The sequence below is a fragment of the Modestobacter sp. L9-4 genome (genome assembly GCF_019112525.1).
Lineage (GTDB): Bacteria > Actinomycetota > Actinomycetes > Mycobacteriales > Geodermatophilaceae > Modestobacter.
In genome coordinates, this window is record NZ_CP077800.1 from 438869 (window position 1) to 458346 (window position 19478).

The window sequence follows — 19478 nt, forward strand, 5'->3', positions numbered from 1 at the left end:
CGTCGAGACCGGGCTGGTGGCGGCCACCGGGTACCGGAGACCGCCACCAGCCCGCGGTCGGCGCTCGGCCGCGCAGCCTCGGGATCAGCGCAGCGGCGGGACCACCCTGCGGTCGGCCAGCTGGCCGAACAGCTCGACGAACCGGTCCTCGGTGTCCAGGCAGTCGGCGAACCCGGCCTGGCGCAGCTTGATCGTGGAGGTCACGTTGTCGAAGCCGGAATTGAAGATGAACGAGCCGAACTCCCAGCCGACCAGGTCCTCGAACGGGGTGGGCAGCAGGTCGTGCCGGGCGGCGAGCCGCTCCCACACGTCGCGGCGGCCGGCCATCGCCTCGACCAGCGGCACCGGCTGCGGCTCGGCGTGCTCCATGCCGAAGGCACGGGCGAACGCCGGGAACAGGTGCCGCCAGCGCACCTGGTCGCCGTTGGTCACGTTGTAGACCTCGCCGTCGGCGGCCGGCTCGCTGCCCGCCCACACGGTCGCCCGGGCCAGCAGCTCGGCGTCGGTGACCTGGTACAGGGCGTCGTAGGCGGCCAGGCTCCCCGGGAAGCGCAGCGGCTGGCCGAGCTCCTTGCTGATCGCGGCGTAGACGGCGATCACCATCAGCAGGTTCATCGGGTTGCCGACGGCGTAGCCGATGACGCCCTCGGGCCGCAGCACGGTGAGCCGGAACCCGCGCTCGGCGGCGACCTCGCGGAGCAGGTCCTCCTGGTCGTAGTAGAAGTTCGGCTGGACGATCCGCGGGTCGCGCTCCTTGGCCGGGGTGTTGAAGAACCCCATGTGCGCCCCGTAGGCCTTGCCGCCCTGGTACAGCGTCACGTGCTCCAGCGGCGCGCCGGCCGCGGCCAGCCCGTCGAGGGTGTTCCGCAGCATCCCGACGTTGACCTCCGAGAGCTCCGCGGCGGTGGGCCGCTCGGCGTAGGCCCCGAACACCAGGTGCGTCGTGTCGCCGGCCGCGGCCAGGCCGTCCCGGGCGGCGTCGGCGTCCCGCAGGTCGACGGCCAGGTGCTCCCAGCCGGCGTCCTCGCGCGGCGCCCGCCGGCTCAGCCCGCGCACCCGCCGTCCCGCCGTCGCGTACTCGTCGGCCGCGGCGGAGCCGATGACCCCGCCCGCGCCGGTGACCAGCACGCTGCCCTGCTCGCTCATCCCGCTGTGCTCCCTCTGCTCGACCACGTCCCCGGGGCAGTGCCCGGCACGGCGGCCGCCAACCGGCCGGCTCGTGCCAGGCTGACGGCGTGGGCATCGAACGCACCGTCCGGCTCTCCTTCTCCGCCGACGCCCGCGCGGCGGGCACGCACACCAACCTCTCCGCCGTGCGCAGCGACGGGCCGGTGCTGTGGGTGGCCGGTGACGAGACGGCGACCGTCGAGCGGCTGGTCGCCGACGCGGACGGCTACGGCGGGCAGACCAGTCACCGGCTCGCCGACCTGGTCGACCTGCCCGGTGGGGACGCCGACGAGGAGGCCGACGTCGAGGGGCTGGCCCGGCACGGTGACTTCCTCTGGGCGGTCGGCTCGCACAGCCTGCGGCGGAAGCGGGTCAAGGACCACCACGAGGGCGACAAGGCGCTGCGCCGGCTGGCCAGGGTCTCCGGCCAGGCCAACCGCCAGGTGCTGGTGCGGATCCCGGTGGCCACCGTCGACGGCCTGCCGACGCCGGTGCGGGAGCTGACCGTCGACGGCGTCGAGCACCGCGCCGCGGTCTTCGGCGCGCACGGCGAGGACCTCCGCGACCTGCTGGCCGACGACGAGCACCTGGCGCCCTTCCTGCCGATCCCGGGCAAGGACAACGGCCTGGACGTCGAGGGCATCGCGGTGGCCGGCGACCGGGTGCTGCTGGGGCTGCGCGGCCCGGTGCTGCGCGGCTGGGCGGTGGTGCTGGAGCTGCGCCCGGAGACCGACCCCGACCACCCGCGCCGGTTGCGGCTGCGCCCCTTCCCGGACGGCCGCCGGTACCGCACGCACGTGCTGCGGATGGCCGGGCTCGGCGTGCGCGACCTGTGCCCGGACGGCGACGACCTGCTGGTGCTGGCCGGTCCGACCATGGACCTCGACGGCCCGGTGCGCGTGTACCGCTGGCACGACGCGCTCACCGCCGAGGCGCCGCAGGTGGTCCGCGACGACGCGCTGACCCGTGAGCTGGACCTGCCTTACGGTGACGGCGACGACCACGCCGAGGGCATCGGCCTGCTGGGCTCCGACCGGCTGCTGGTCGTCTACGACAGCCCGGCGCCGGGCCGGCTGCACGACCACGGGGTCGACGCCGACGTCGTCCGGCTGCCCGGGCGCTGACCGGCGGGGTCAGCCGCCCAGCGCGGCGAGGGTGGCCCGGACCTCGGCGGCCGTGACCGGCTCGACCGGCAGCTGCGACAGCAGCGGCGGGACCTCCTCCGGCAGCAGCCCCTCGGCCAGCAGCACCTCCAGCAGCCGGTCGGCCTGGGCCAGCGGCACCGGCACGGTGAGCCCGGAGCCGGAGATCGCGGCCTCGGCGAGGAACAGCGCACCGGCCAGCTCGTCGGCCGCCGGGCCGGTCGGCGCGGGCACGGGTGCCGCCGCCCGGGTCACCGCCTCCGCCGCGCGCACCAGCGACAGCGGCAGCCCCTCGGCCTCGACCTCGACCAGCGGGACGGCGCCGAGTGCGGCGAGCGCGAGGTGCTCGGCGTCGATCCGCAGCGGCGCCTCCCACTCCCCCACGCGCACGACCTCGACCAGGTCGGCGCCCTCCTCGCCGAGCTCGTCGACCAGCTCGGCCCACTCGGCGGCGCGGGTGGTGCGGGCCCGCTCGGCGGCCTGCAGGCAGGTGTCCAGCACGAACGGCTCGACGAGCTCGCGGTCGAAGCGCTCGGCGTACAGGACACCGTCGGCGCCGATCGCGTTCAGCGCGTCCTGGAAGCTGCCGGGCCGGGCGTCGCCGAGCTCGAGCCGGCCGTCGTCCTCGGCACCCAGCGGCTGGCCGTTGGCGGCGCGGGCGCCCAGTGTCGAGCCGCTGGGCACCAGGCGGCCGCGGACCCGGTGGAGGTGCGGGTGGTCGGACAGCCCGACCGACCAGGCGCAGGCCTCGGCGATCAGGGCCGGCGTGCGCTCGCGGAGCGCCTCGCGGCACAGCAGGGCCATGAAGTCGATGTCGAACACGCCCCCACCTTCCCCCTCGGGGCGGCGCCGCGTCAGCGCAGGGTGCCGCGGGCGGCGGCCTGCACGGTCGCGGCGGCACCGACCTCGGCCAGCGAGGCCAGCGCCCGCCGGTAGGGCCCGGTGAACCGTTCGTCGTCGGCCAGGTCGCCGAAGACGGCGCGCAGCCGCAGGAAGGCCAGCGGGTCGTCCTCCCGGGCGGCGGCCCGCAGCGCGTCGGCACGTGGGTCGACCAGTTCGAGCTCCTGCCCGGCGTCGTCGGTGCCGGCCGCCCAGCGCGCCCAGCCGGCGACCGCCACCGCCGCACGGGTCACGTCGCGGCCGGCGGCGAGGTCCTCGCGGACGACCGGCAGCAGGAACTTCGGCATCCGCTCGGAGCTGTCGACGCACAACCGGGCCAGGGTGTCGCGGACGTGCGGGTTGGAGAAGCGGGCGAGCAGGTCGGTGCGGTACCGCTCCAGGTCGATGCCGGGCACCGGCGCCAACGTGGGCGTGGCCTCCTCGGTCATGTAGCCGAGCAGCAGCTCCCGCACCGCAGGGTCCTGGCAGGCGTCGTGGATGAACGTCCAGCCGGCCAGCATGCCCAGGTAGCCCATGCACTGGTGGCTGGCGTTGAGCAGCCGCAGCTTCATCAGCTCGTAGGGCTCGACGTCGGCGACGAGCTGGACGCCGACGTCCTCCAGCGGCGGGCGGCCGAGGCCGAAGTCGTCCTGGAGCACCCACTGCGCATAGGGCTCGGCGATGACCGGCCAGCCGTCGTCCACGCCGAACCGGCGGGCCACCTCCTCGCGCTGGGCGTCGCTGGTGCCCGGGGTGATCCGGTCGACCATCGAGTTGGGGAAGCGCACGTTGCCCGCCACCCAGTCGCCCAGCTCGGGGTCCCGCGCCCGCGCGAAGGCGGTGAAGCTGTCGGCCGCGACGTCGCCGTTGCCGGGCATGTTGTCGCAGGAGACGACGGTGAACGGCGGCACGCCGCGCGCGCGGCGCCGGGCGAGCGCCTCGACGACGAGCCCGAACACCGTGCGCGGGACGGCGCCGGGCCGCAGGTCGGCGACCACGCCGGGCTCGGTGAGGTCGAAGGAGCCGACGCCGGTGGTGTTGTACCCGCCCTCGGTGACCGTGAGCGACACGATCCGCACCTGCGGGTCGGCCATCTTCTCCAGCACGGCCTCGGGGTCGTCGGGGGCGAGCAGGTACTCGACCATCGAGCCGACCACCCGCGCCTCCAGGGAGCCGTCGGGGTGCGCGAGCACCAGCGTGTACAGCCCGTCCTGGGCGGTGAGGACGTCGCGCATCCGGGCGTCCGAGGGCAGCACCCCCACCCCGCAGATGCCCCACCCCAGCGCCTGTCCCTGCTCCATCAGCCGGTCCAGGTACATCGCCTGGTGCGAGCGGTGGAAGCCGCCGACGCCCAGGTGCACGATGCCGGTCCGCACCGCGCTGCGGTCGTAGCCGGGGACGGACACCTCAGGCCCGAGGTCGTGCAGGGTGCTCGCGTCCAGCCGCATCACCACGCCGTCCCCGCACAGGCTGACCGGCAAACCACCGGCCCCTCGCCGCGCAGAGCGTGGCGCGGGACCCTCCCGTCAGCCCAGCAGCGCCTGGCGGAGCTCCGCGGCGTCGGTGCGCACCTGCTCCAGCACGGGCGCGAGGTCGCGTTCGCGCAGCTGGCCGCAGCTGACCCGCTCGATGGGCAGCTCCTCGTGGTGGCGGTCGACCAGCCGGGCGGCGACCTCGAACGCCGAGCGCAGCAGCGCACCGGAGAAGGAGCTCAGGTCCCCGACCTGCTTGAGCGGCACGAGCATGCCGATCGGGAAGCCCCACTGCTCCAGCGCCACCGAGGTCAGCCGCAGCGCCGAGATGCCGTAGCGCTGCACCTCCGCGGCCCGCCGCCCGTCGAAGGACCGTTCAGCGGTCCACAGCTCGCCGTAGCCGTCGGGGTCGTTGTGGTGCAGCAGCGCGACGCCCATCTGCGCGAGCAGTCCCAGGCACAGCGCGTCCTGCGGGCGTTCGGCGAAGCGGGGCGCCAGCGTCGAGGCGGCCAGCGCCAGGCTGGTCGAGGTCTCCCAGAAGTCCTCGGGCAGCCGCGACTCGTCGTCCAGGTCGGTGAGCGCCACGGTGGCCATCGTGCGCACGGTGGCGAACCCGATGACGGTGACCGCGAACTGCAGCGAGGTGACCCGCCCGCGCATGCCGTAGAAGGCGGAGTTGGCCAGCTTCATCACCCGGCCGGCGAGCGCGACGTCGCTGGCCAGGATGCGGGACAGCTCCCCGGCGCTGGCGTCGTCGCTGTTGGCGATCGAGACGATCTGGGCGGCGACCGGGCGCTGGGCGGCCATGGTGTCGATGCTGGCGAGCACGCGCTCGAGGTCGAACACCGGCGCGACGGCGAGGGTGGGCGTGGCGAGGGAGGTCACGGGTGCTCCAGGTCTGCGGTGCGGGGCGGGGCGGTGGGGGCGGGGAACCGGGCGGTGGTCGGCCGGTGGCTGGTCACCCGGTGGCACCGGCCTCGGCGAACCAGGTCGTGGCGTCGGCGGCCGACAGCGGCTCGGCGAGACTGAAGCCCTGCAGGTAGGTGGCGCCCAGGCGGGTGAGCTCCTCGGCCTGCTCCAGCGTCTCGACGCCCTCGGCGACGGTGCACAGCCCGAGGCTGCCGGCCAGCGCGATGATCGCGGAGGTGATCTCGGGGTGGCCGTCGGCGAGCTCGGCGACGAAGGAGCGGTCGACCTTGAGGCAGTCCAGCGGCAGGTGCCGGAGGTAGGCCAGCGAGGAGTAGCCGGTGCCGAAGTCGTCGATGGAGACCTGGACGCCGAGCGCGCGCAGCTGCTGCAGGACCTCGCGCGCCGAGGCGGGGTCCTTCATCAGGGCCGACTCGGTGAGCTCGATCGACAGCCGGTGCGGGCGCAGGCCGTGCCGCTCCAGCGCCGACTGCACGTGGCCGGTGAGGTGGGCGTCCAGCTGCAGGGCGGAGACGTTGACGTTGGCCCGGCCAGGTGCGGCCTCGCCCAGCTGTGCGTCCCACTCGGCCAGCTGCCGGCAGGTCTCGTCGAGCACCAGCAGGCCGAGCCCGGACACCAGGCCGGTCTCCTCGGCCAGCGGCACGAACGTGACCGGGCTGATCGGCCCGCGCTCGGGGTGCTCCCAGCGGGCCAGGGTCTCCACGGCGACGGGCTGACCGTCGGCGGTGCTGAAGATGGGCTGGTAGACGCAGCGGATCTCGCGGCGCTCGATGGCGTCGCGCAGGTCGGCGACCAGCCGCAGCTTGTCCCGGGCCTCGGCGCGCGCGTGCTGGTCCAGCACGGTGATCCGGCCCTTGCCGCCGGCCTTGGCCTGGTACATGGCGATGTCGCAGTCGCGGATGAGCTCCTCGGCGGCGACGTGCTCGGCGGTCTGCACGGTGACCCCGACGCTGGCGGTGGGCCGCACGTCGACCCCGCCGAGGGTCATCGGGTCACGCAGCGCGGCGCCGATGCGCTCGGCCAGCGCCACGGCGTCGTCCTCGTCGACGTCCTCGGCCACGACGACGAACTCGTCGCCGCCGAAGCGGGCCACCAGGTCACCGGGCCGCACGGTGGCGCGCAGCCGGCGGGCCACCTCGACCAGCAGCTCGTCGCCGGCGGCGTGGCCGAGGGAGTCGTTGACGACCTTGAAGTCGTCCAGGTCCAGGAAGATGCAGGCCAGCCTGCCGCCGCCGCCCGGGGTGAAGTGGTCGATGACGTGGTCGGCCAGCAGCGTGCGGTTGGGCAGCCCGGTGAGCGGGTCGTGGTTGGCCTGGTGGGCCAGCCGCGCCTCGAAGGCCAGCCGGTCGGTGACGTCCTCGATCGTGGCGACGAAGCCCGCGCCCACCCCGGGGGTGAACAGGTGGGAGAAGCGGATGACCGTGGTCCGCACGCCGCCGTCGTCGTGGACCAGCCGCGCCCGTGCCTCGCCCTCGCCACCGTCGAGCACGGCCACGGCCTGCTCGATGACGCCGTCGAGGTCCTCGGGGTGCACGGTGGTCATCCAGCCGGTGCCCAGCAGCTGCTCGGCCTGCGCGCCGACGAGGGTGCAGAACGCGTCGTTGACGTGGGCCAGGCGCATGCCCTGCTCCGAGAGCAGGGTCGGCACCGGGGAGCGCTCGGTGAGGGTGGAGAACCGGCGCTCGGAGGCGTCGGCGGTGGCCCGCAGGGCGCGCTCGGTCTCGTTGGCCGTGGACCTCAGCCGCACGCTCCAGCGCCGTCCGGCCGCCGACGGGACGGCGGTGACCGCGCAGTCGACGACCGCACCGCTGGCGCAGCGCACCGGCAGCGCCATGCTCACGGCGCGCTCGCGGCGCAGCAGCAGCTTGAGCTCGGCGGGGCTCAGGGACGGCAGCAGCACGTGGAAGGCGAGCGCGCGCAGGTCCTCCAGGGCGAGGCCGAGCAGCCCGACGGCCTTCTCGTTGCCCCAGCTGACGCGCAGGACGCCGTCCACCGGCTCCACGACGAGGATGGCCATGGCGTCGCTGACCCGCACGCCGTGGAAGACCGTCGCGACGATCTCGGCGGACACCTCGTGCTCGTCCACCACCCGCGTCCGCGCTGGCACGTGGGGGCCTCCTCCCGTCGCCCGACAGGACGCATCCGTGCGTCCTGACCAGAGCCTCGGCGCGGCGGGGACTCCTCTCCAGCACATCCGGCGGAACTCCCCCCAACGGGGCGGCGCCGCCGGCACCGGTCACAGCGGGTGAGCCCGGGCCCCCGGTGCACGGGGCCCCGGACGCCCGGGGCCCCGGCGCCGGAGGTCAGCAGCCACCACCCCCGCCGCCACCGCCGTCACCTCCGCCGCAGCCCCCGCCGTCACCACCCCAGCCACCGCCACCGCCCCAGCCACCGCCACCGCCGCTGTCCCCACCGCCCCAGGCGAGGAACGGCGTCCCCGACACCCCGCCGTCGTACCACCCGGACGACCGGGGTCGACGTCCGCCGGTCCGCCGCCGCCCCGGGGCGGCGCCGAACACGAGCTCGCAGCGCGCCCGGTCGGTCATCGCGCGCACCCCGTCGAGCGCCACCCGGAGCTCGTCGGTGGCCGGCTCCTGCGCCCGCGCCTCGGCCAGCAGGCGCCGGCCGACCGCCGTGGGCACCCGGGCGGGCCGGGAGCCGGAGACCCACGCCCACGGGTTCGCCCGCAGCAGGCCCTCGGCGACCAGCCGGTCGGCGACGGCCAGGACGCGCGGGTCGTCCTCCAGCCGGGCCCGGACGGTCGGCGCCGACCGTCGGATGCCACCGACCAGCTCGTGCACCGCGGCCTCGACCGGGTGCGCGGGGACGGCGCCGGTGGCGCGCAGCAGACCCGCGTCGTCCACCTGCAGGGAGCCGCGGGCCAGGAGGCCGACGACCGCGGTGTCGACCACGCGGGCGGGGCCGCCGGTCAGCGCCGCGAGGGCGTGGGGGTCGGTGCGGGTGCTGGTCATCGCTGTCCGTCCTTACAGGTGGGAGAGGCGGGACGACTGCTGCGCAGAAGGTCGCACCGCTCCCCCGGTGGACGGAAGGCCACTTGCAAGATTGCACGCACACGCCCACGCTGCCGGCATGTCGGTCATCGAGACGCCGTCGGTGCGCGAGCGCCGGCTGGCCGCCGAGCTGCGGGTGCTGCGCACGGCCGCGCAGCTGCACGGCAAGGACGTCGCTGCCGCGCTGGGCTGGTCACCGTCGAAGGTGTCCCGGATCGAGACCGGCCGCAGCGGCGTCAGCGGCGCGGACCTGGAGCGCCTCGTGCAGCTCTACGGCGTGCCGGAGCCGCAGGCCGGGCTGCTCCGGCGGCTCGCGCCCTCGGCGCGCCCGCGCGGCTGGTGGGACGCCTACGCCGAGACGCTCTCCCCCGGCTACGCCAACCTCATCCGGATGGAGTCCGGGTCGCGGGCACTGCGCTGCTACGGGGCACTCGTCCCGCACGCGCTGCTGCAGACACCGGACTTCGCCCGCGAGGTGATCCTGTCGACCTGGGAGCGGCCGTCCCCGGCCGAGGTCGAGCGCCGGGTGCAGGTGTGCCGACGGCGGCAGGAGGTCCTCGACGCCGACCGGGACGGCGGGGCCGTGACGCTGTCGGCGGTGCTGGACGAGTCGGTGCTGCGCCGGTGCGTCGTCCCCGGCGACCCGGCCCGGGACACCGAGGTGCGCCGCGGGCAGCTGCGGCGGCTGGTCGAGGTCGCCGCCCGGCCCGGGGTGCGGCTGCAGGTGCTCCCCTTCTCCGCCGGGCTGCCACCGGTGACCGCCGGGTCGTTCTCGGTGCTGGACTCCCTGGCCACCGCCACGGCCGACGCGGTCTACCTGGAGAACAAGACCCGCATCTTCTTCCTCGACGCCGAGGCCGAGGTGCACCGCTACACCCAGGCCTTCGACCTGATCAGCCGGATGGCGCTGGACCCCGCGGACTCCGTGGCGCTGATCGAGACGGAGCTGGCCGCACTGCCCGGCTGACGGGGAATGGCCCGGGGTGTGGCAGGGTTCCACCGAGCAGTAGTTGCACTCTCAACGACCAGTACGAGGAGCACGCCATGCAGTTCGGGGTCTTCACCGTCGGCGACGTCACGCCCGACCCGACCACCGGCCGGGCACCCACCGAGGCCGAGCGCATCAAGGCGATGATCGCCATCGCGCTCAAGGCCGAGGAGGTCGGACTCGACGTCTTCGCCATGGGCGAGCACCACAACCCGCCGTTCGTGCCCTCCTCCCCCACCACGGCGCTGGGGTACATCGCCGCGCGGACCTCCACGCTGCAGCTGTCGACGGCCACGACGCTGATCACCACCAACGACCCGGTGAAGATCGCCGAGGACTACGCGATGCTGCAGCACGTCTCCGACGGCCGGGTCGACCTGACGCTGGGCCGCGGCAACACCGGCCCGGTCTACCCGTGGTTCGGCAAGGACATCCGGGACGGCATCCCGCTGGCGGTGGAGAACTACCAGCTGCTGCGCCGGCTGTGGCGCGAGGACGTCGTCGACTGGTCGGGGCGGTTCCGCACCCCGCTGCAGGGCTTCACCTCCACCCCGCGCCCGCTGGACGGCGTCCCGCCCTTCGTCTGGCACGGCTCCATCCGCAGCCCGCAGATCGCCGAGCAGGCCGCCTTCTACGGCGACGGCTTCTTCCACAACCACATCTTCTGGCCCAAGGAGCACACCCAGCGGATGGTCGAGTACTACCGCCGCCGGTACGCCCACTACGGCCACGGCGATCCCGACCAGGCGATCGTGGGCCTGGGCGGTCAGGTGTTCATCCGGAAGAACAGCCAGGACGCCGTCCGGGAGTTCCGCCCCTACTTCGACAACGCCCCGGTCTACGGTCACGGGCCCTCGCTGGAGGACTTCTCCTCCCAGACGCCGCTGACCGTCGGCTCGCCGGAGCAGGTGATCGAGCGGACGCTCGGCTTCCGCGACTACGTCGGTGACTACCAGCGCCAGCTGTTCCTCATCGACCACGCCGGGCTGCCGCTGAAGACGGTGCTGGAGCAGCTGGACGTCCTGGGCGAGGAGGTCGTGCCGGTGCTGCGCCGGGAGTTCGCCGCGCTGAAGCCCGCGCACGTGCCCGAGGCCCCGACGCACGCCTCGCTGGTGGCCGCCGCCGGTGGCGCGCACGACACCACCGTGCACGCGCTGGACGACGTCACCGGCCGGACCGTGGAGGGGGCGCGGGCATGACCACCCGCACCCTGGCCGTGCTGAGCGCCGGCCTGAGCGTCCCGTCGTCCACCCGGCTGCTGGCCGACCGGCTGACGACGGCGACCGTGGCCGCGCTGCAGGCCCGCGGCGAGGACGCGACGGTCGAGGTCGTGGAGCTGCGCGCGCACGCCCACGACCTCGCCGACGCCCTGGTCACCGGCTTCCCGAACGCGGCCCTGCGCACGGCGGTCGACACGGTGGTCGGCGCCGACGGGCTGATCGCGGTCACGCCGGTGTTCTCCGCCAGCTACAGCGGGCTGTTCAAGACGTTCTTCGACGTCCTGGACAACGACGCGCTCACCGGGAAGCCGGTGCTCATGGGGGCGACCGCGGGCAGCCCGCGCCACTCGCTGGTGCTCGAGCACGCCGTCCGCCCGCTGTTCTCCTACCTGCGCGCGGTCACCGTGCCGACCGCGGTGTTCGCCGCCGCCGACGACTGGGCCGGCGGCGGGGTGGACCAGACGCTGGCCTCCCGCATCGAGCGGGCCGCCGGCGAGCTGGCCGGGCTGGTCGCCGGGCAGCCGGTGAGCAGCCGGCCCGCCGACCCGTTCGCCGACCCGACGACCTCGTTCGAGGACCTGCTCAGGGGGCAGTGACCCCCGCGGGGGCGGCGGCCGCGTCGTCGGCCGCCGCCTCCAGCTCAGCGACGACGATCCGGTGCATGCCGAGCATGGCCTGCTGCGCCCGGCGCGCACGGTCGGGATCGGGGTCGGTCACCAGCTCGACCAGCCGGGTCGGCACCACCTGCCACCAGAACCCGAAGCGGTCCCGCAGCCAGCCGCACATGCTCTCCTCGCCCCCCTCGGACAGCGCGTCCCAGTAGTGGTCGACCTCCGCCTGGTCGGTGCAGGAGATCGAGAGGCTCAGCGCCCAGGAGGCCGACTGCCCCGGACCACCGTTCAGCCCCATGTACGGCTGGCCGTCGAGGGTCCACTCGACGACGAGCGCCGACCCGTCGGGGTTGCGGCGGACGTCGGTCACCGCCGAGTTCGGGAACACCGACGTGTAGAAGGTCGCGGCCTGCTCGGCGTCGCCGTCGAACCACAGGCAGGGTGTCTGGACGGGCATGGTGGGTCCTCTCCTCAGGGTGTGTGAGGAGGAGACCACCCGCGGAGGCCGAACTCATCGCCCGTCCGCGCCGGTCGTCAGCCGACCTTGATCGCCGAGACGTCGAACTCGATCTGTACCCGGTCGCTGACCAGCACGCCGCCGGTCTCCAGCACCGCGTTCCAGGTCAGCTGCCAGTCGCTGCGCTTGATCGCCAGTGCGCCCTCGAAGCCCACCCGGGTGTTGCCGAACGGGTCCTGGGCCGAGCCGGTGAGGGTGAAGTCGATCGAGACCGACCGGGTGACGTCCTTGATGGTGAGGTCGCCGGTCACCCGGTAGACCTCGTCGTCGACCTGCTCGACCTCGGTGGAGGCGAAGCGCATCTCCGGGTACTGCTCGACGTCGAGGAAGTCCGCCGACCGCAGGTGCGCGTCGCGGTCGGGGGTGCCGGTGTCGATGCTGGCGGTGGCGATGCGCAGGTCGACGCTGCTGGCGATCGGGTGCGCGGTGTCCAGGTGCGCGGTGCCGGAGAACTCGGTGAAGGCACCGCGGACGGTGGTCACCATCGCGTGCCGGGCGCGGACGCCGATCCGGGTGTGTGCGACGTCGACCGTGTAGTCGCCGGTGACGTCGGCCAGGGCACTGGTGGCGGCGTCGAAGTCCGACACCTGTCCCTCGGCTGCACGGTGCTTGCCCACGTTGTGCGCTCCTGTGGTCTGGGTGGTCGAACCGCTCGATACTGCCCGACCACCGCAGCGTCAGGAAGAGGGGGCCTCGTCCCGAGGTGGGGTCAGTACCAGCCGGTGGACTTCGAGTGCGACCAGGCGCCGCAGGGCGAACCGTAGCGGGAGTCGATGTAGACCAGGCCAGCGTCGATCTGCCGGTAGCCGTCGGAGGTCTTGGCGATCCCCGTGCTCTTCCAGGTCGAGTCGAGGAACTGCGGGATTCCGTAGGCGGTGCTGCGCGGGTTCTGGGCGCTGGGGTTCCAGCCGCTCTCCTTGCCCCACAGGTTCTCCAGGCAGCCGAACTCGCGGCTGTCACCGCCGAGCTGGTCCAGCGCGTAGTCCTGGAAGGAGCCCGACCGTCCCGAGGACGTGGCGGCCGGGGTGTCCGCGGCGGTGTCCTCGGCCGTGTCCGCGGCGGTCTCGGCCGCGGGGGCGCTCTTCTTCGACGACGACGTCGTCTTCTCGGCGGCTGCTGCCTTCGCGGCGGCGGCCTCCTCGGCTGCCGCCTTCGCGTCGGCCTCGGCCTTCGCGTCGGCCTCGGCCTTGGCCTGGGCCTCCTGGGCCGCCTTGGCCTCCTCCGCCGCCTTGGCCTCCTCCGCCGCCTTGGCCTCCTCCGCCGCCTTGGCCTCCTCCGCTGCCTTGGCCTCCTCCGCCGCCTTGGCGTCGAGCACGGCCTGGTCGGCGGCGGCCTGCACCTGGGCGGCGGCGGCCTGCTCGGCCTCGCGCTGGCTGCGGTTGCCGGCGAGCGCCTCGAGGCGCTGCCCGACCTGCCCCTGCGACACGGTCAGGTCGGCCTGCTGGGCGCTGAGCCCGAGCTGCGCCGCGACGCTCACCGGCTCGGCGGGCGCGTCGGCCAGGGCGTCGTGCTGACCGGCGGTGAGGACGCCGACCATGATCGCGCCGGCCGCGGCGACGGCGGCGTAGAGCGCGGGGCGGCGCAGCCCCGCGGGGCCCAGCCGCCGGTCGGTACGCGGCGCGACTGCCGGGGCGGCCAGCACGGCGGTGGCCGGGAGGTCGAGGACGTCGGTCGCGGGAGCCTGCTGGTCCTGGGCGCGCGCGGTGGTACGACGGGACATCGAGGGGGTGGGCTCCGTTGGTCTTCCGCGGCCGCCTACCGGGTTAGCTGACGGATTCGGGCGGGAAGGCGCCCTACGCGCTCCGGGCGGGGAGGCCCGGAGCGAGATTCACCCCAGTGCTGCGGTGGGTCCCCGGATCGCCTGCGGACAGCGACTCGGCGGCATCCGGCGCGGGCTCCCCGGGTGGGGACCTGACGTCCGACCGGACTCGGCCAAGGTAGAGGCCGTGACGTGGCCGTGACAATCCCCGGCGGCAGATTTGTCGGGTTCTGCCACGTTTGACCAGGTCGCGCACGGGCCAGTGGGGCGCGTGTGACCGACGGCTCAGGGCAGTCGCCACACCGTCGTCCGCCGCATCTCACCCCCGTCGGCGTCCGGCACGTCGTACACGGCCTGGGAGAGCAGGCCCTCCTTGGGCACGTAGGCGCGCCCGGGGTCGCCGAGGAACACCGTGGCGCCGCGCAGCCAGGCGGTGCCCAGGAAGGGCAGCACGCGGGCGGTCATGTCCCGGTCGTAACAGACGTCCCCGGCCAGGACGACGTCCACCTCGGGCGGGTCCTCGCCCAGCACGTCGCCCACGACCTCGACCCCGGTGACCCCGTTGAGCTCGGTGTTGAGTGCGATCGCGGTGTGCGAGTAGGGGTCGATGTCGCTGGCCACGACCGCGGTCGCCCCGGCGAGCAGCGCCGCGACGGCGACCAGCCCGCTGCCGGCGCCGAGGTCGAGCACGCGGCGCCCGGCGACGAGCTCGGGGTGGTCGAGCACGTGCCGGGCCAGCGCCTGCCCGCCGGGCCATGCGGCGGCCCAGAACGGCGGGTCCTGGCCGGCGCCGCCGCCCTCGGTCTCCATGGCCTCCCAGAGCGCGACGACGTCGTCGGCGACGAGCAGCTGCACCTCGGGCACCAGCGTGGGCCGGGCCGGCGTGGTGTGCGCCCGCAGGAACTCCGGCGAGACCTCGCGCGGCTCCGGCATCCCGGTCAGTCCTCGCCGCCGTCGCGGACGACGGTCACCGCGCACGGGGCGTGCCGGGTGACCTGGTCGCTGACCGAGCCGAGCAGCAGCCCGGCGAAGCCGCCGCGGCCACGGGCCCCGACGACCAGCAGGTCCGCACCCTCCGCGGCCTCGATCAGCGCCTGCGCGGGCGCGGCGTGCACCACGTGACAGGTGACGCCGGCGGCGCGCTCGGCGCCCAGCAGCTCGGCGACGTCGGCCTCGAGGTCGGCCTGCACGGCGGCCTCGTAGTCGGTGATGGGCGGCACGAAGCCGGGCTCCCAGCTGGCCGGCTGCGGCGCGGTGGCGATCCGCCAGGCGCGCACGACGTGCAGCGGCCAGGACGCGCGCTCGGCCAGCGTGGCCGCCCAGACCAGCGCGTCGCGGGCGTGGTCGGAGCCGTCGTGGCCGACGACCACGCCACCGGCGACGACCGCCCGCGAGGAGACCGCCTCGTTGTCGGCGACGGTCAGCTCGGCGGCCGCCTCGTCCCGCTCGGCCTGGGGTCCAGCAGCTGCCTGCTCGCTCACGACGTCCTCCTGTGTCCGGTGCACCTGCCCGGCCGCTGCCGGACGCCAGGACGCCCTGGCCCGCACAGCCTGTCCTACCGCACCGACACCAGCGCCCGCAGGTGGTGGCGGCCGCGAAGATCACCTCGGATCGCGCGCGGGCCTCCGGTGCTCTTGACTGGGGATCGACCGGCGGCAGCCCCTGCCGCCCGCACCGAGGAGGAGGACGAGGTCCATGGAGCACTTCACCATCGCCACCGTCGCCGAGCAGAGCGCCGACTTCCGGCGGGTCCTCTGGACCGGCGAGCACACCCAGCTCGTGATCATGACCATCCCCGTCGACGGCGAGATCGGCGAGGAGATCCACGAGGTCGACCAGATCCTCACCTTCGTCAGCGGCACCGGCCAGGCGATCGTCAACGGCCAGAAGAAGAACGTGGCGCAGGGCGACCTGGTCGTCGTCCCGGCCGGCAAGAAGCACAACTTCCTCAACACCGGCGTCAACCCGCTGGTGCTGTACACGGTCTACGGCCCGGCCGAGCACGCCCCCAAGGCCGTGCACAAGACCAAGGAGGAGGCCGACGCGCTCGAGGAGGCCGGCAAGGACGAGCCGCCGACCCAGGGCTGACGCGGGCGCCGGGAGCGGACAGGGCAGGCTGGTCGGGTGACCGCCCAGCCCGGCATCTTCGCCCTCGGCACCCCCGAGCACTGCTACCTCGAGCTCGACCTGGAGCCGGACCGCACGGGCGAGGAGCTCGTGCGGGCCGTCGCCGGCCTCACCGGGCCGCTGTCCTCCGTCGGCGGGGTGAACGTCGTGGTGGGCTTCCGCCCCGAGCTGTGGGCGCAGGTCTCCCCCACCGACGCCCCCGCCGACGCGGCGAGCTGGACCGAGGACCTCGTCGGTGCCGGCGGCTACCGGATGCCGGCCACCCAGCACGACGCGTGGGTGTGGATCGCCGGCGGCGACCGGACGGCGGTGTTCGACAACGCCCGCCAGGTGCTCGCCGCGCTGGCCGGGGTGGCCGCCGTCGGCCGCGAGGTGACCGGCTGGCTGTACCGGCACGACCGCGACCTGACCGGGTTCGTCGACGGCACCGAGAACCCCTCGCTGCTCACCGCCGCCGAGGTGGCCGCCGTCCCCATGGGGGAACCGGGTGCCGGGGCGAGCATCGTGCTGTTCCAGGTGTGGCGGCACGACACCGCCGCCTGGGAGTCCCTCGGCGAGTACGGCCAGGAACGGATGATGGGCCGCACCAAGCCCGACAGCATCGAGATCCCCGACGACGAGCAGCTGCCCAGCGCCCACGTCGCCCGCACCACCGTCGAGGTGGACGGCGAGGAGAAGCAGATCTTCCGGCGCAACGTGGCCTACGGCGGCGTCACCGACCACGGGACGGCGTTCGTCGGCTTCGCCCGCGACCAGTGGCGGATGACCGAGATGCTGCGCCGCATGGCCGGGGCCGCCGACGGCATCCGGGACGGGCTCACCGGCTTCCTCACCCCGCTCACCGGGGCGTACTACACCTGCCCGGCGATGGACGCCCTCGCCCGATTCGCCCCACCCGACGAGGACTGACCTCTCGCCGTGGAGCCGTCGCCTCCCTCTCGGGACCCCGAGGGCGGTGACCCGGCCTGCTGGCTGGACCGGGTGTGCCCGGCGTGCGGGCGGCTGACCGAGCCGACCCCGGACGGACGCTGCCCGGTGTGCGGCCGCGAGTAGGAGCGCGACTGACGAGCTGACGTCCAGCCAGGTGCCGTCCCGCCAGGTGGCGTCCAGCTCGGCGGCAGAGACTGGGGCGGCAGCAGCCGGCCCGCGGCTGCGGACCCGGCCGAGGAGTGCACCCATGCCGAACCCCACCGTCGCCGAACAGCTCGTCCAGATGCTCCGGGACGCCGGGGTCGAGCGGATCTACGGCGTCGTCGGCGACAGCCTCAACCCGGTGGTCGACGCCGTCCGGCACACCGAGGGCATCGAGTGGGTGCACGTCAGCAACGAGGAGGGCGGCGCCTTCGCCGCGGCCGCCGAGGCGCAGGTGACCGGGAAGCTGGCCGTCTGCGCCGGGTCGTGCGGGCCGGGCAACACCCACCTGCTGCAGGGCCTGTTCGACGCGCACCGCAGCGGTGCACCGGTGCTGGCGATCGCCTCCCACATCCAGTCCCAGGAGATCGGGATGGCGTTCTTCCAGGAGACGCACCCCGAGCGGATGTTCCAGGAGTGCTCCTACTGGTGCGAGGTCGTCACGCCGAAGCAGATGCCGCACAACCTGCGGGTGGCGATCCAGACGGCGGTCGGCAAGCGCGGGGTGTCCGTCGTCGTCCTGCCCGGTGACCTGGCGGCGGAGGAGTCCGGCGGGCCCACGGTGCCCAGCGCGATGGTGACCGAGCCGTCGCCGGTGCGGCCGCACCCGGCGCAGGTGCAGGCCCTGGCGGACGCGATCAACGCCGCCGGGACGGTGACGCTGTTCGCCGGCGCCGGCTGCAAGGACGCGCACGACGACGTCATGGCGCTGGCCGGGCACGTGCTGGCGCCGGTCGGGCACGCACTGGGTGGCAAGGAGTGGATCCAGTACGACAACCCCTACGACGTGGGGATGAACGGGCTGCTGGGCTACGGCGCCGCGCACAAGGCGACCCACGAGGCGGACCTGCTGGTGCTGCTGGGCACCGACTTCCCCTACGTCAACTTCCTGCCGCAGAAGAGGACGGCTCAGGTGGACGCCGACGCCTCGCACCTGGGCCGGCGCACCCCGCTGGAGGTCGCCGTCCACGGGGACGTCGGGGAGACGATCCGCGCGCTGCTGCCGCTGCTGGAGCGGCGGACCGACCGGACGTTCCTCGACGGGATGCTGCGCGACCACGCGCACGCGCTGGAGAAGGTGGTCGGCGCCTACACCCACGAGGTGGAGCGGATGCGGCCGATCCACCCCGAGTACGTGGCCGCGCAGCTGGACGACCTGGCCGCCGACGACGCCGTGTTCACCGTCGACACCGGCATGTGCAACGTGTGGGCGGCGCGCTACCTCACGCCGAACGGGCGCCGGCGGGTGATCGGTTCGTTCCGGCACGGCTCGATGGCCAACGCGCTGCCGCACGCGGTGGGCGCGCAGTTCGCCGACCGGGGCCGACAGGTGGTCTCGATGAGCGGGGACGGCGGGCTGGCGATGCTGCTCGGCGAGCTGATCACGGTGCGGCTGCACCGGCTGCCGGTGAAGATCGTGCTGTTCAACAACGCCTCGCTCGGCATGGTGAAGCTGGAGATGCTGGTCGACGGCATCCCGGACTTCGAGACCGACCACGAGCCGACGGACTTCGCCGCGATCGCGGCGGCCGTGGGCATCCCGTCCTACCGGGTGGAGGACCCGGCGCGGGTGCGGGAGACCCTGCAGCGCGGGCTGGCGCAGCCGGGGCCGGTGCTGATGGAGTTCGTGACCGACGCCAACGCGCTGTCGATCCCGCCGGCCATCACCGGCGAGCAGATCCGCGGCTTCGCGACGTCGGCGACCAAGATGGTGCTCGGCGGCGGGGTCGGCAAGATGATCGACCTGGCGCGGGCGAACCTGCGCAACGTCCCGCGTCCGTGACCGGTCGCAGCCCGGCTGGGCGGACGCGATGGGCCGCAGACCGGCTGGGCGACCGTGACGGGTCGCAGCCCGGCTGGGCGGACGCGATGGGCCGCAGACCGGCTGGGCGACCGTGACGGGTCGCAGCCCGGCTGGGCGACCGTGACGGGTCGCAGACCGGCTGGGCGACCGTGACGGGCCGCAGACCGGCTGGGTGCCCGTGACGGGCCGTGCGGCGGCCGGGGCGGGCGACCTGTCCGACCCTGCACGGGCAGGGTGGACGGCAGGTGCGTCAGGCGGCGGAGCTGGTGCGCACGGAGCCGTACCAACTGGTCAGCAGCTCACTGCGGACCGCGGCGGGCAGCGCACCCCACCGCAGCAGTGCGGCCCGGGCGGGCAGCGTGCTGGCGGCGGCGAGCTGACCCAGCTCACGCACCCGCTCGGGGCGGGGCGTGAACGGACTGCGGTCGTGCAGTCCGCTGGCCAGGTGGGTGTCGAAGGCGGCGAGGATGTCGGCCTGGTGCGCCGAGTCGAACCACTGGGGGCTCCGCGGCGAGCTCTCCACGGTGTGGGAACGGATCACGAGCACCTCATCGGCAGACCACGGCCCACCCGTGACGTCGTCGTGGGACCACCCGAGGCGATGTCCTCGTCGGCGCGGGCGAGTGGTCATCGGCGCGGGTGAGTGGTCGGCGGCGCGTGCGCAGCCTGCCCCGCCGACCGCCCGGCGCCGGGGGCGCGCCCTGCGGCACCGACCGCGAGCAG

General features: G+C 74.5%; 19 protein-coding genes and 1 riboswitch. Of the genes, 7 read left to right on the forward strand and 12 right to left on the reverse strand.

What is annotated here, in order from left to right:
• Window positions 1-84 precede the first annotated feature (84 nt).
• Window positions 85-1146, reverse strand: a complete 1062-nt coding sequence (locus KUM42_RS02095) for an SDR family oxidoreductase (RefSeq protein ID WP_237494671.1) — start codon at window positions 1144-1146, stop codon at window positions 85-87.
• A gap of 89 nt (window positions 1147-1235) precedes the next feature.
• Here KUM42_RS02095 and KUM42_RS02100 point away from each other — a divergent pair, with 89 nt between their 5' ends.
• Window positions 1236-2291, forward strand: a complete 1056-nt coding sequence (locus KUM42_RS02100; RefSeq protein ID WP_237494672.1) for a DUF3616 domain-containing protein — start codon at window positions 1236-1238, stop codon at window positions 2289-2291.
• Window positions 2292-2300: 9 nt separating this feature from the next.
• On the opposite strand, the gene KUM42_RS02105 is transcribed toward KUM42_RS02100, so the two are convergent.
• From KUM42_RS02105 to KUM42_RS02130, 5 genes are all read right to left on the reverse strand, one after another.
• A complete protein-coding gene (locus tag KUM42_RS02105) occupies window positions 2301-3131 on the reverse strand; it encodes a hypothetical protein (protein WP_237494673.1) in 831 nt (276 codons plus the stop codon).
• 32 nt (window positions 3132-3163) lie between these two features.
• Window positions 3164-4636, reverse strand: a complete 1473-nt coding sequence (locus tag KUM42_RS02110) for a mannitol dehydrogenase family protein (protein WP_237494674.1) — start codon at window positions 4634-4636, stop codon at window positions 3164-3166.
• A 78-nt stretch (window positions 4637-4714) separates the two neighbouring features.
• On the reverse strand, window positions 4715-5545 hold the full coding sequence (locus KUM42_RS02115) for an HDOD domain-containing protein (RefSeq protein WP_255557531.1): 831 nt from the start codon (window positions 5543-5545) through the stop codon (window positions 4715-4717).
• 73 nt (window positions 5546-5618) lie between these two features.
• A complete protein-coding gene (locus tag KUM42_RS02125) occupies window positions 5619-7694 on the reverse strand; it encodes a bifunctional diguanylate cyclase/phosphodiesterase (RefSeq protein WP_237494675.1) in 2076 nt (691 codons plus the stop codon).
• A gap of 196 nt (window positions 7695-7890) precedes the next feature.
• Window positions 7891-8559: a TIGR04222 domain-containing membrane protein gene (locus KUM42_RS02130; protein ID WP_237494676.1), complete on the reverse strand. Its 669-nt coding sequence runs from the start codon at window positions 8557-8559 to the stop codon at window positions 7891-7893.
• Window positions 8560-8677: 118 nt separating this feature from the next.
• Between KUM42_RS02130 and KUM42_RS02135 the strand changes: the two genes are divergently transcribed.
• The 3 genes from KUM42_RS02135 to KUM42_RS02145 all read left to right on the forward strand — a co-directional run bounded on the left by KUM42_RS02135 (window position 8678) and on the right by KUM42_RS02145 (window position 11402).
• On the forward strand, window positions 8678-9565 hold the full coding sequence (locus KUM42_RS02135; protein WP_237494677.1) for a helix-turn-helix transcriptional regulator: 888 nt from the start codon (window positions 8678-8680) through the stop codon (window positions 9563-9565).
• Window positions 9566-9642: 77 nt separating this feature from the next.
• Window positions 9643-10785, forward strand: coding sequence for an LLM class flavin-dependent oxidoreductase (locus KUM42_RS02140; RefSeq protein WP_237494678.1), 1143 nt, complete (start codon window positions 9643-9645; stop codon window positions 10783-10785).
• The gene (locus KUM42_RS02145) at window positions 10782-11402 is read left to right on the forward strand and encodes an FMN reductase (RefSeq protein WP_237494679.1); all 621 of its coding nucleotides are present in this window, start codon (window positions 10782-10784) and stop codon (window positions 11400-11402) included. The genes KUM42_RS02140 and KUM42_RS02145 overlap by 4 nt, the downstream gene beginning before the upstream one ends.
• On the opposite strand, the gene KUM42_RS02150 is transcribed toward KUM42_RS02145, so the two are convergent.
• From KUM42_RS02150 to KUM42_RS02170, 5 genes are all read right to left on the reverse strand, one after another.
• Window positions 11389-11874, reverse strand: a complete 486-nt coding sequence (locus KUM42_RS02150) for a VOC family protein (RefSeq protein WP_237494680.1) — start codon at window positions 11872-11874, stop codon at window positions 11389-11391. The genes KUM42_RS02145 and KUM42_RS02150 overlap by 14 nt on opposite strands.
• A gap of 77 nt (window positions 11875-11951) precedes the next feature.
• Entirely contained in the window at window positions 11952-12551 is a 600-nt protein-coding gene (locus tag KUM42_RS02155; protein ID WP_237494681.1) for a YceI family protein, read from the reverse strand.
• Between the two features lie 92 nt (window positions 12552-12643).
• Window positions 12644-13654, reverse strand: coding sequence for a lytic transglycosylase domain-containing protein (locus KUM42_RS02160; protein WP_237494682.1), 1011 nt, complete (start codon window positions 13652-13654; stop codon window positions 12644-12646).
• 17 nt (window positions 13655-13671) lie between these two features.
• Window positions 13672-13825, reverse strand: a riboswitch (cyclic di-AMP (ydaO/yuaA leader).
• Window positions 13826-13978: 153 nt separating this feature from the next.
• A complete protein-coding gene (locus KUM42_RS02165; protein ID WP_237494683.1) occupies window positions 13979-14626 on the reverse strand; it encodes a methyltransferase in 648 nt (215 codons plus the stop codon).
• A gap of 5 nt (window positions 14627-14631) precedes the next feature.
• On the reverse strand, window positions 14632-15174 hold the full coding sequence (locus KUM42_RS02170; protein ID WP_237494684.1) for a universal stress protein: 543 nt from the start codon (window positions 15172-15174) through the stop codon (window positions 14632-14634).
• A gap of 214 nt (window positions 15175-15388) precedes the next feature.
• On the opposite strand from KUM42_RS02170, the gene KUM42_RS02175 reads away from it, so the two are divergent.
• The 3 genes from KUM42_RS02175 (at window position 15389) to KUM42_RS02185 (ending at window position 18734) form a co-directional block, all read left to right on the forward strand.
• Window positions 15389-15781, forward strand: coding sequence for a cupin domain-containing protein (locus KUM42_RS02175; RefSeq protein WP_237494685.1), 393 nt, complete (start codon window positions 15389-15391; stop codon window positions 15779-15781).
• A gap of 36 nt (window positions 15782-15817) precedes the next feature.
• The gene (locus KUM42_RS02180; RefSeq protein ID WP_237494686.1) at window positions 15818-16729 is read left to right on the forward strand and encodes a Dyp-type peroxidase; all 912 of its coding nucleotides are present in this window, start codon (window positions 15818-15820) and stop codon (window positions 16727-16729) included.
• Between the two features lie 268 nt (window positions 16730-16997).
• Window positions 16998-18734, forward strand: coding sequence for a pyruvate dehydrogenase (locus KUM42_RS02185; RefSeq protein WP_237494687.1), 1737 nt, complete (start codon window positions 16998-17000; stop codon window positions 18732-18734).
• Window positions 18735-19005: 271 nt separating this feature from the next.
• On the opposite strand, the gene KUM42_RS02190 is transcribed toward KUM42_RS02185, so the two are convergent.
• Entirely contained in the window at window positions 19006-19296 is a 291-nt protein-coding gene (locus KUM42_RS02190) for a hypothetical protein (RefSeq protein ID WP_237494688.1), read from the reverse strand.
• Window positions 19297-19478 lie beyond the last annotated feature (182 nt).

Bases quoted from the DNA above. Each gene is read 5' to 3' on its own strand.
- KUM42_RS02095 (WP_237494671.1), bottom strand. From the start codon at position 1,146: ATGAGCGAGCAGGGCAGCGTGCTGGTCACCGGCGCGGGCGGGGTCATC.
- KUM42_RS02110 (WP_237494674.1), bottom strand. From the start codon at position 4,636: ATGCGGCTGGACGCGAGCACCCTGCACGACCTCGGGCCTGAGGTGTCC.
- KUM42_RS02130 (WP_237494676.1), bottom strand. From the start codon at position 8,559: ATGACCAGCACCCGCACCGACCCCCACGCCCTCGCGGCGCTGACCGGC.
- KUM42_RS02135 (WP_237494677.1), top strand. From the start codon at position 8,678: ATGTCGGTCATCGAGACGCCGTCGGTGCGCGAGCGCCGGCTGGCCGCC.
- KUM42_RS02140 (WP_237494678.1), top strand. From the start codon at position 9,643: ATGCAGTTCGGGGTCTTCACCGTCGGCGACGTCACGCCCGACCCGACC.
- KUM42_RS02145 (WP_237494679.1), top strand. From the start codon at position 10,782: ATGACCACCCGCACCCTGGCCGTGCTGAGCGCCGGCCTGAGCGTCCCG.
- KUM42_RS02150 (WP_237494680.1), bottom strand. From the start codon at position 11,874: ATGCCCGTCCAGACACCCTGCCTGTGGTTCGACGGCGACGCCGAGCAG.
- KUM42_RS02160 (WP_237494682.1), bottom strand. From the start codon at position 13,654: ATGTCCCGTCGTACCACCGCGCGCGCCCAGGACCAGCAGGCTCCCGCG.
- KUM42_RS02165 (WP_237494683.1), bottom strand. From the start codon at position 14,626: ATGCCGGAGCCGCGCGAGGTCTCGCCGGAGTTCCTGCGGGCGCACACC.
- KUM42_RS02175 (WP_237494685.1), top strand. From the start codon at position 15,389: ATGGAGCACTTCACCATCGCCACCGTCGCCGAGCAGAGCGCCGACTTC.
- KUM42_RS02185 (WP_237494687.1), top strand. From the start codon at position 16,998: ATGCCGAACCCCACCGTCGCCGAACAGCTCGTCCAGATGCTCCGGGAC.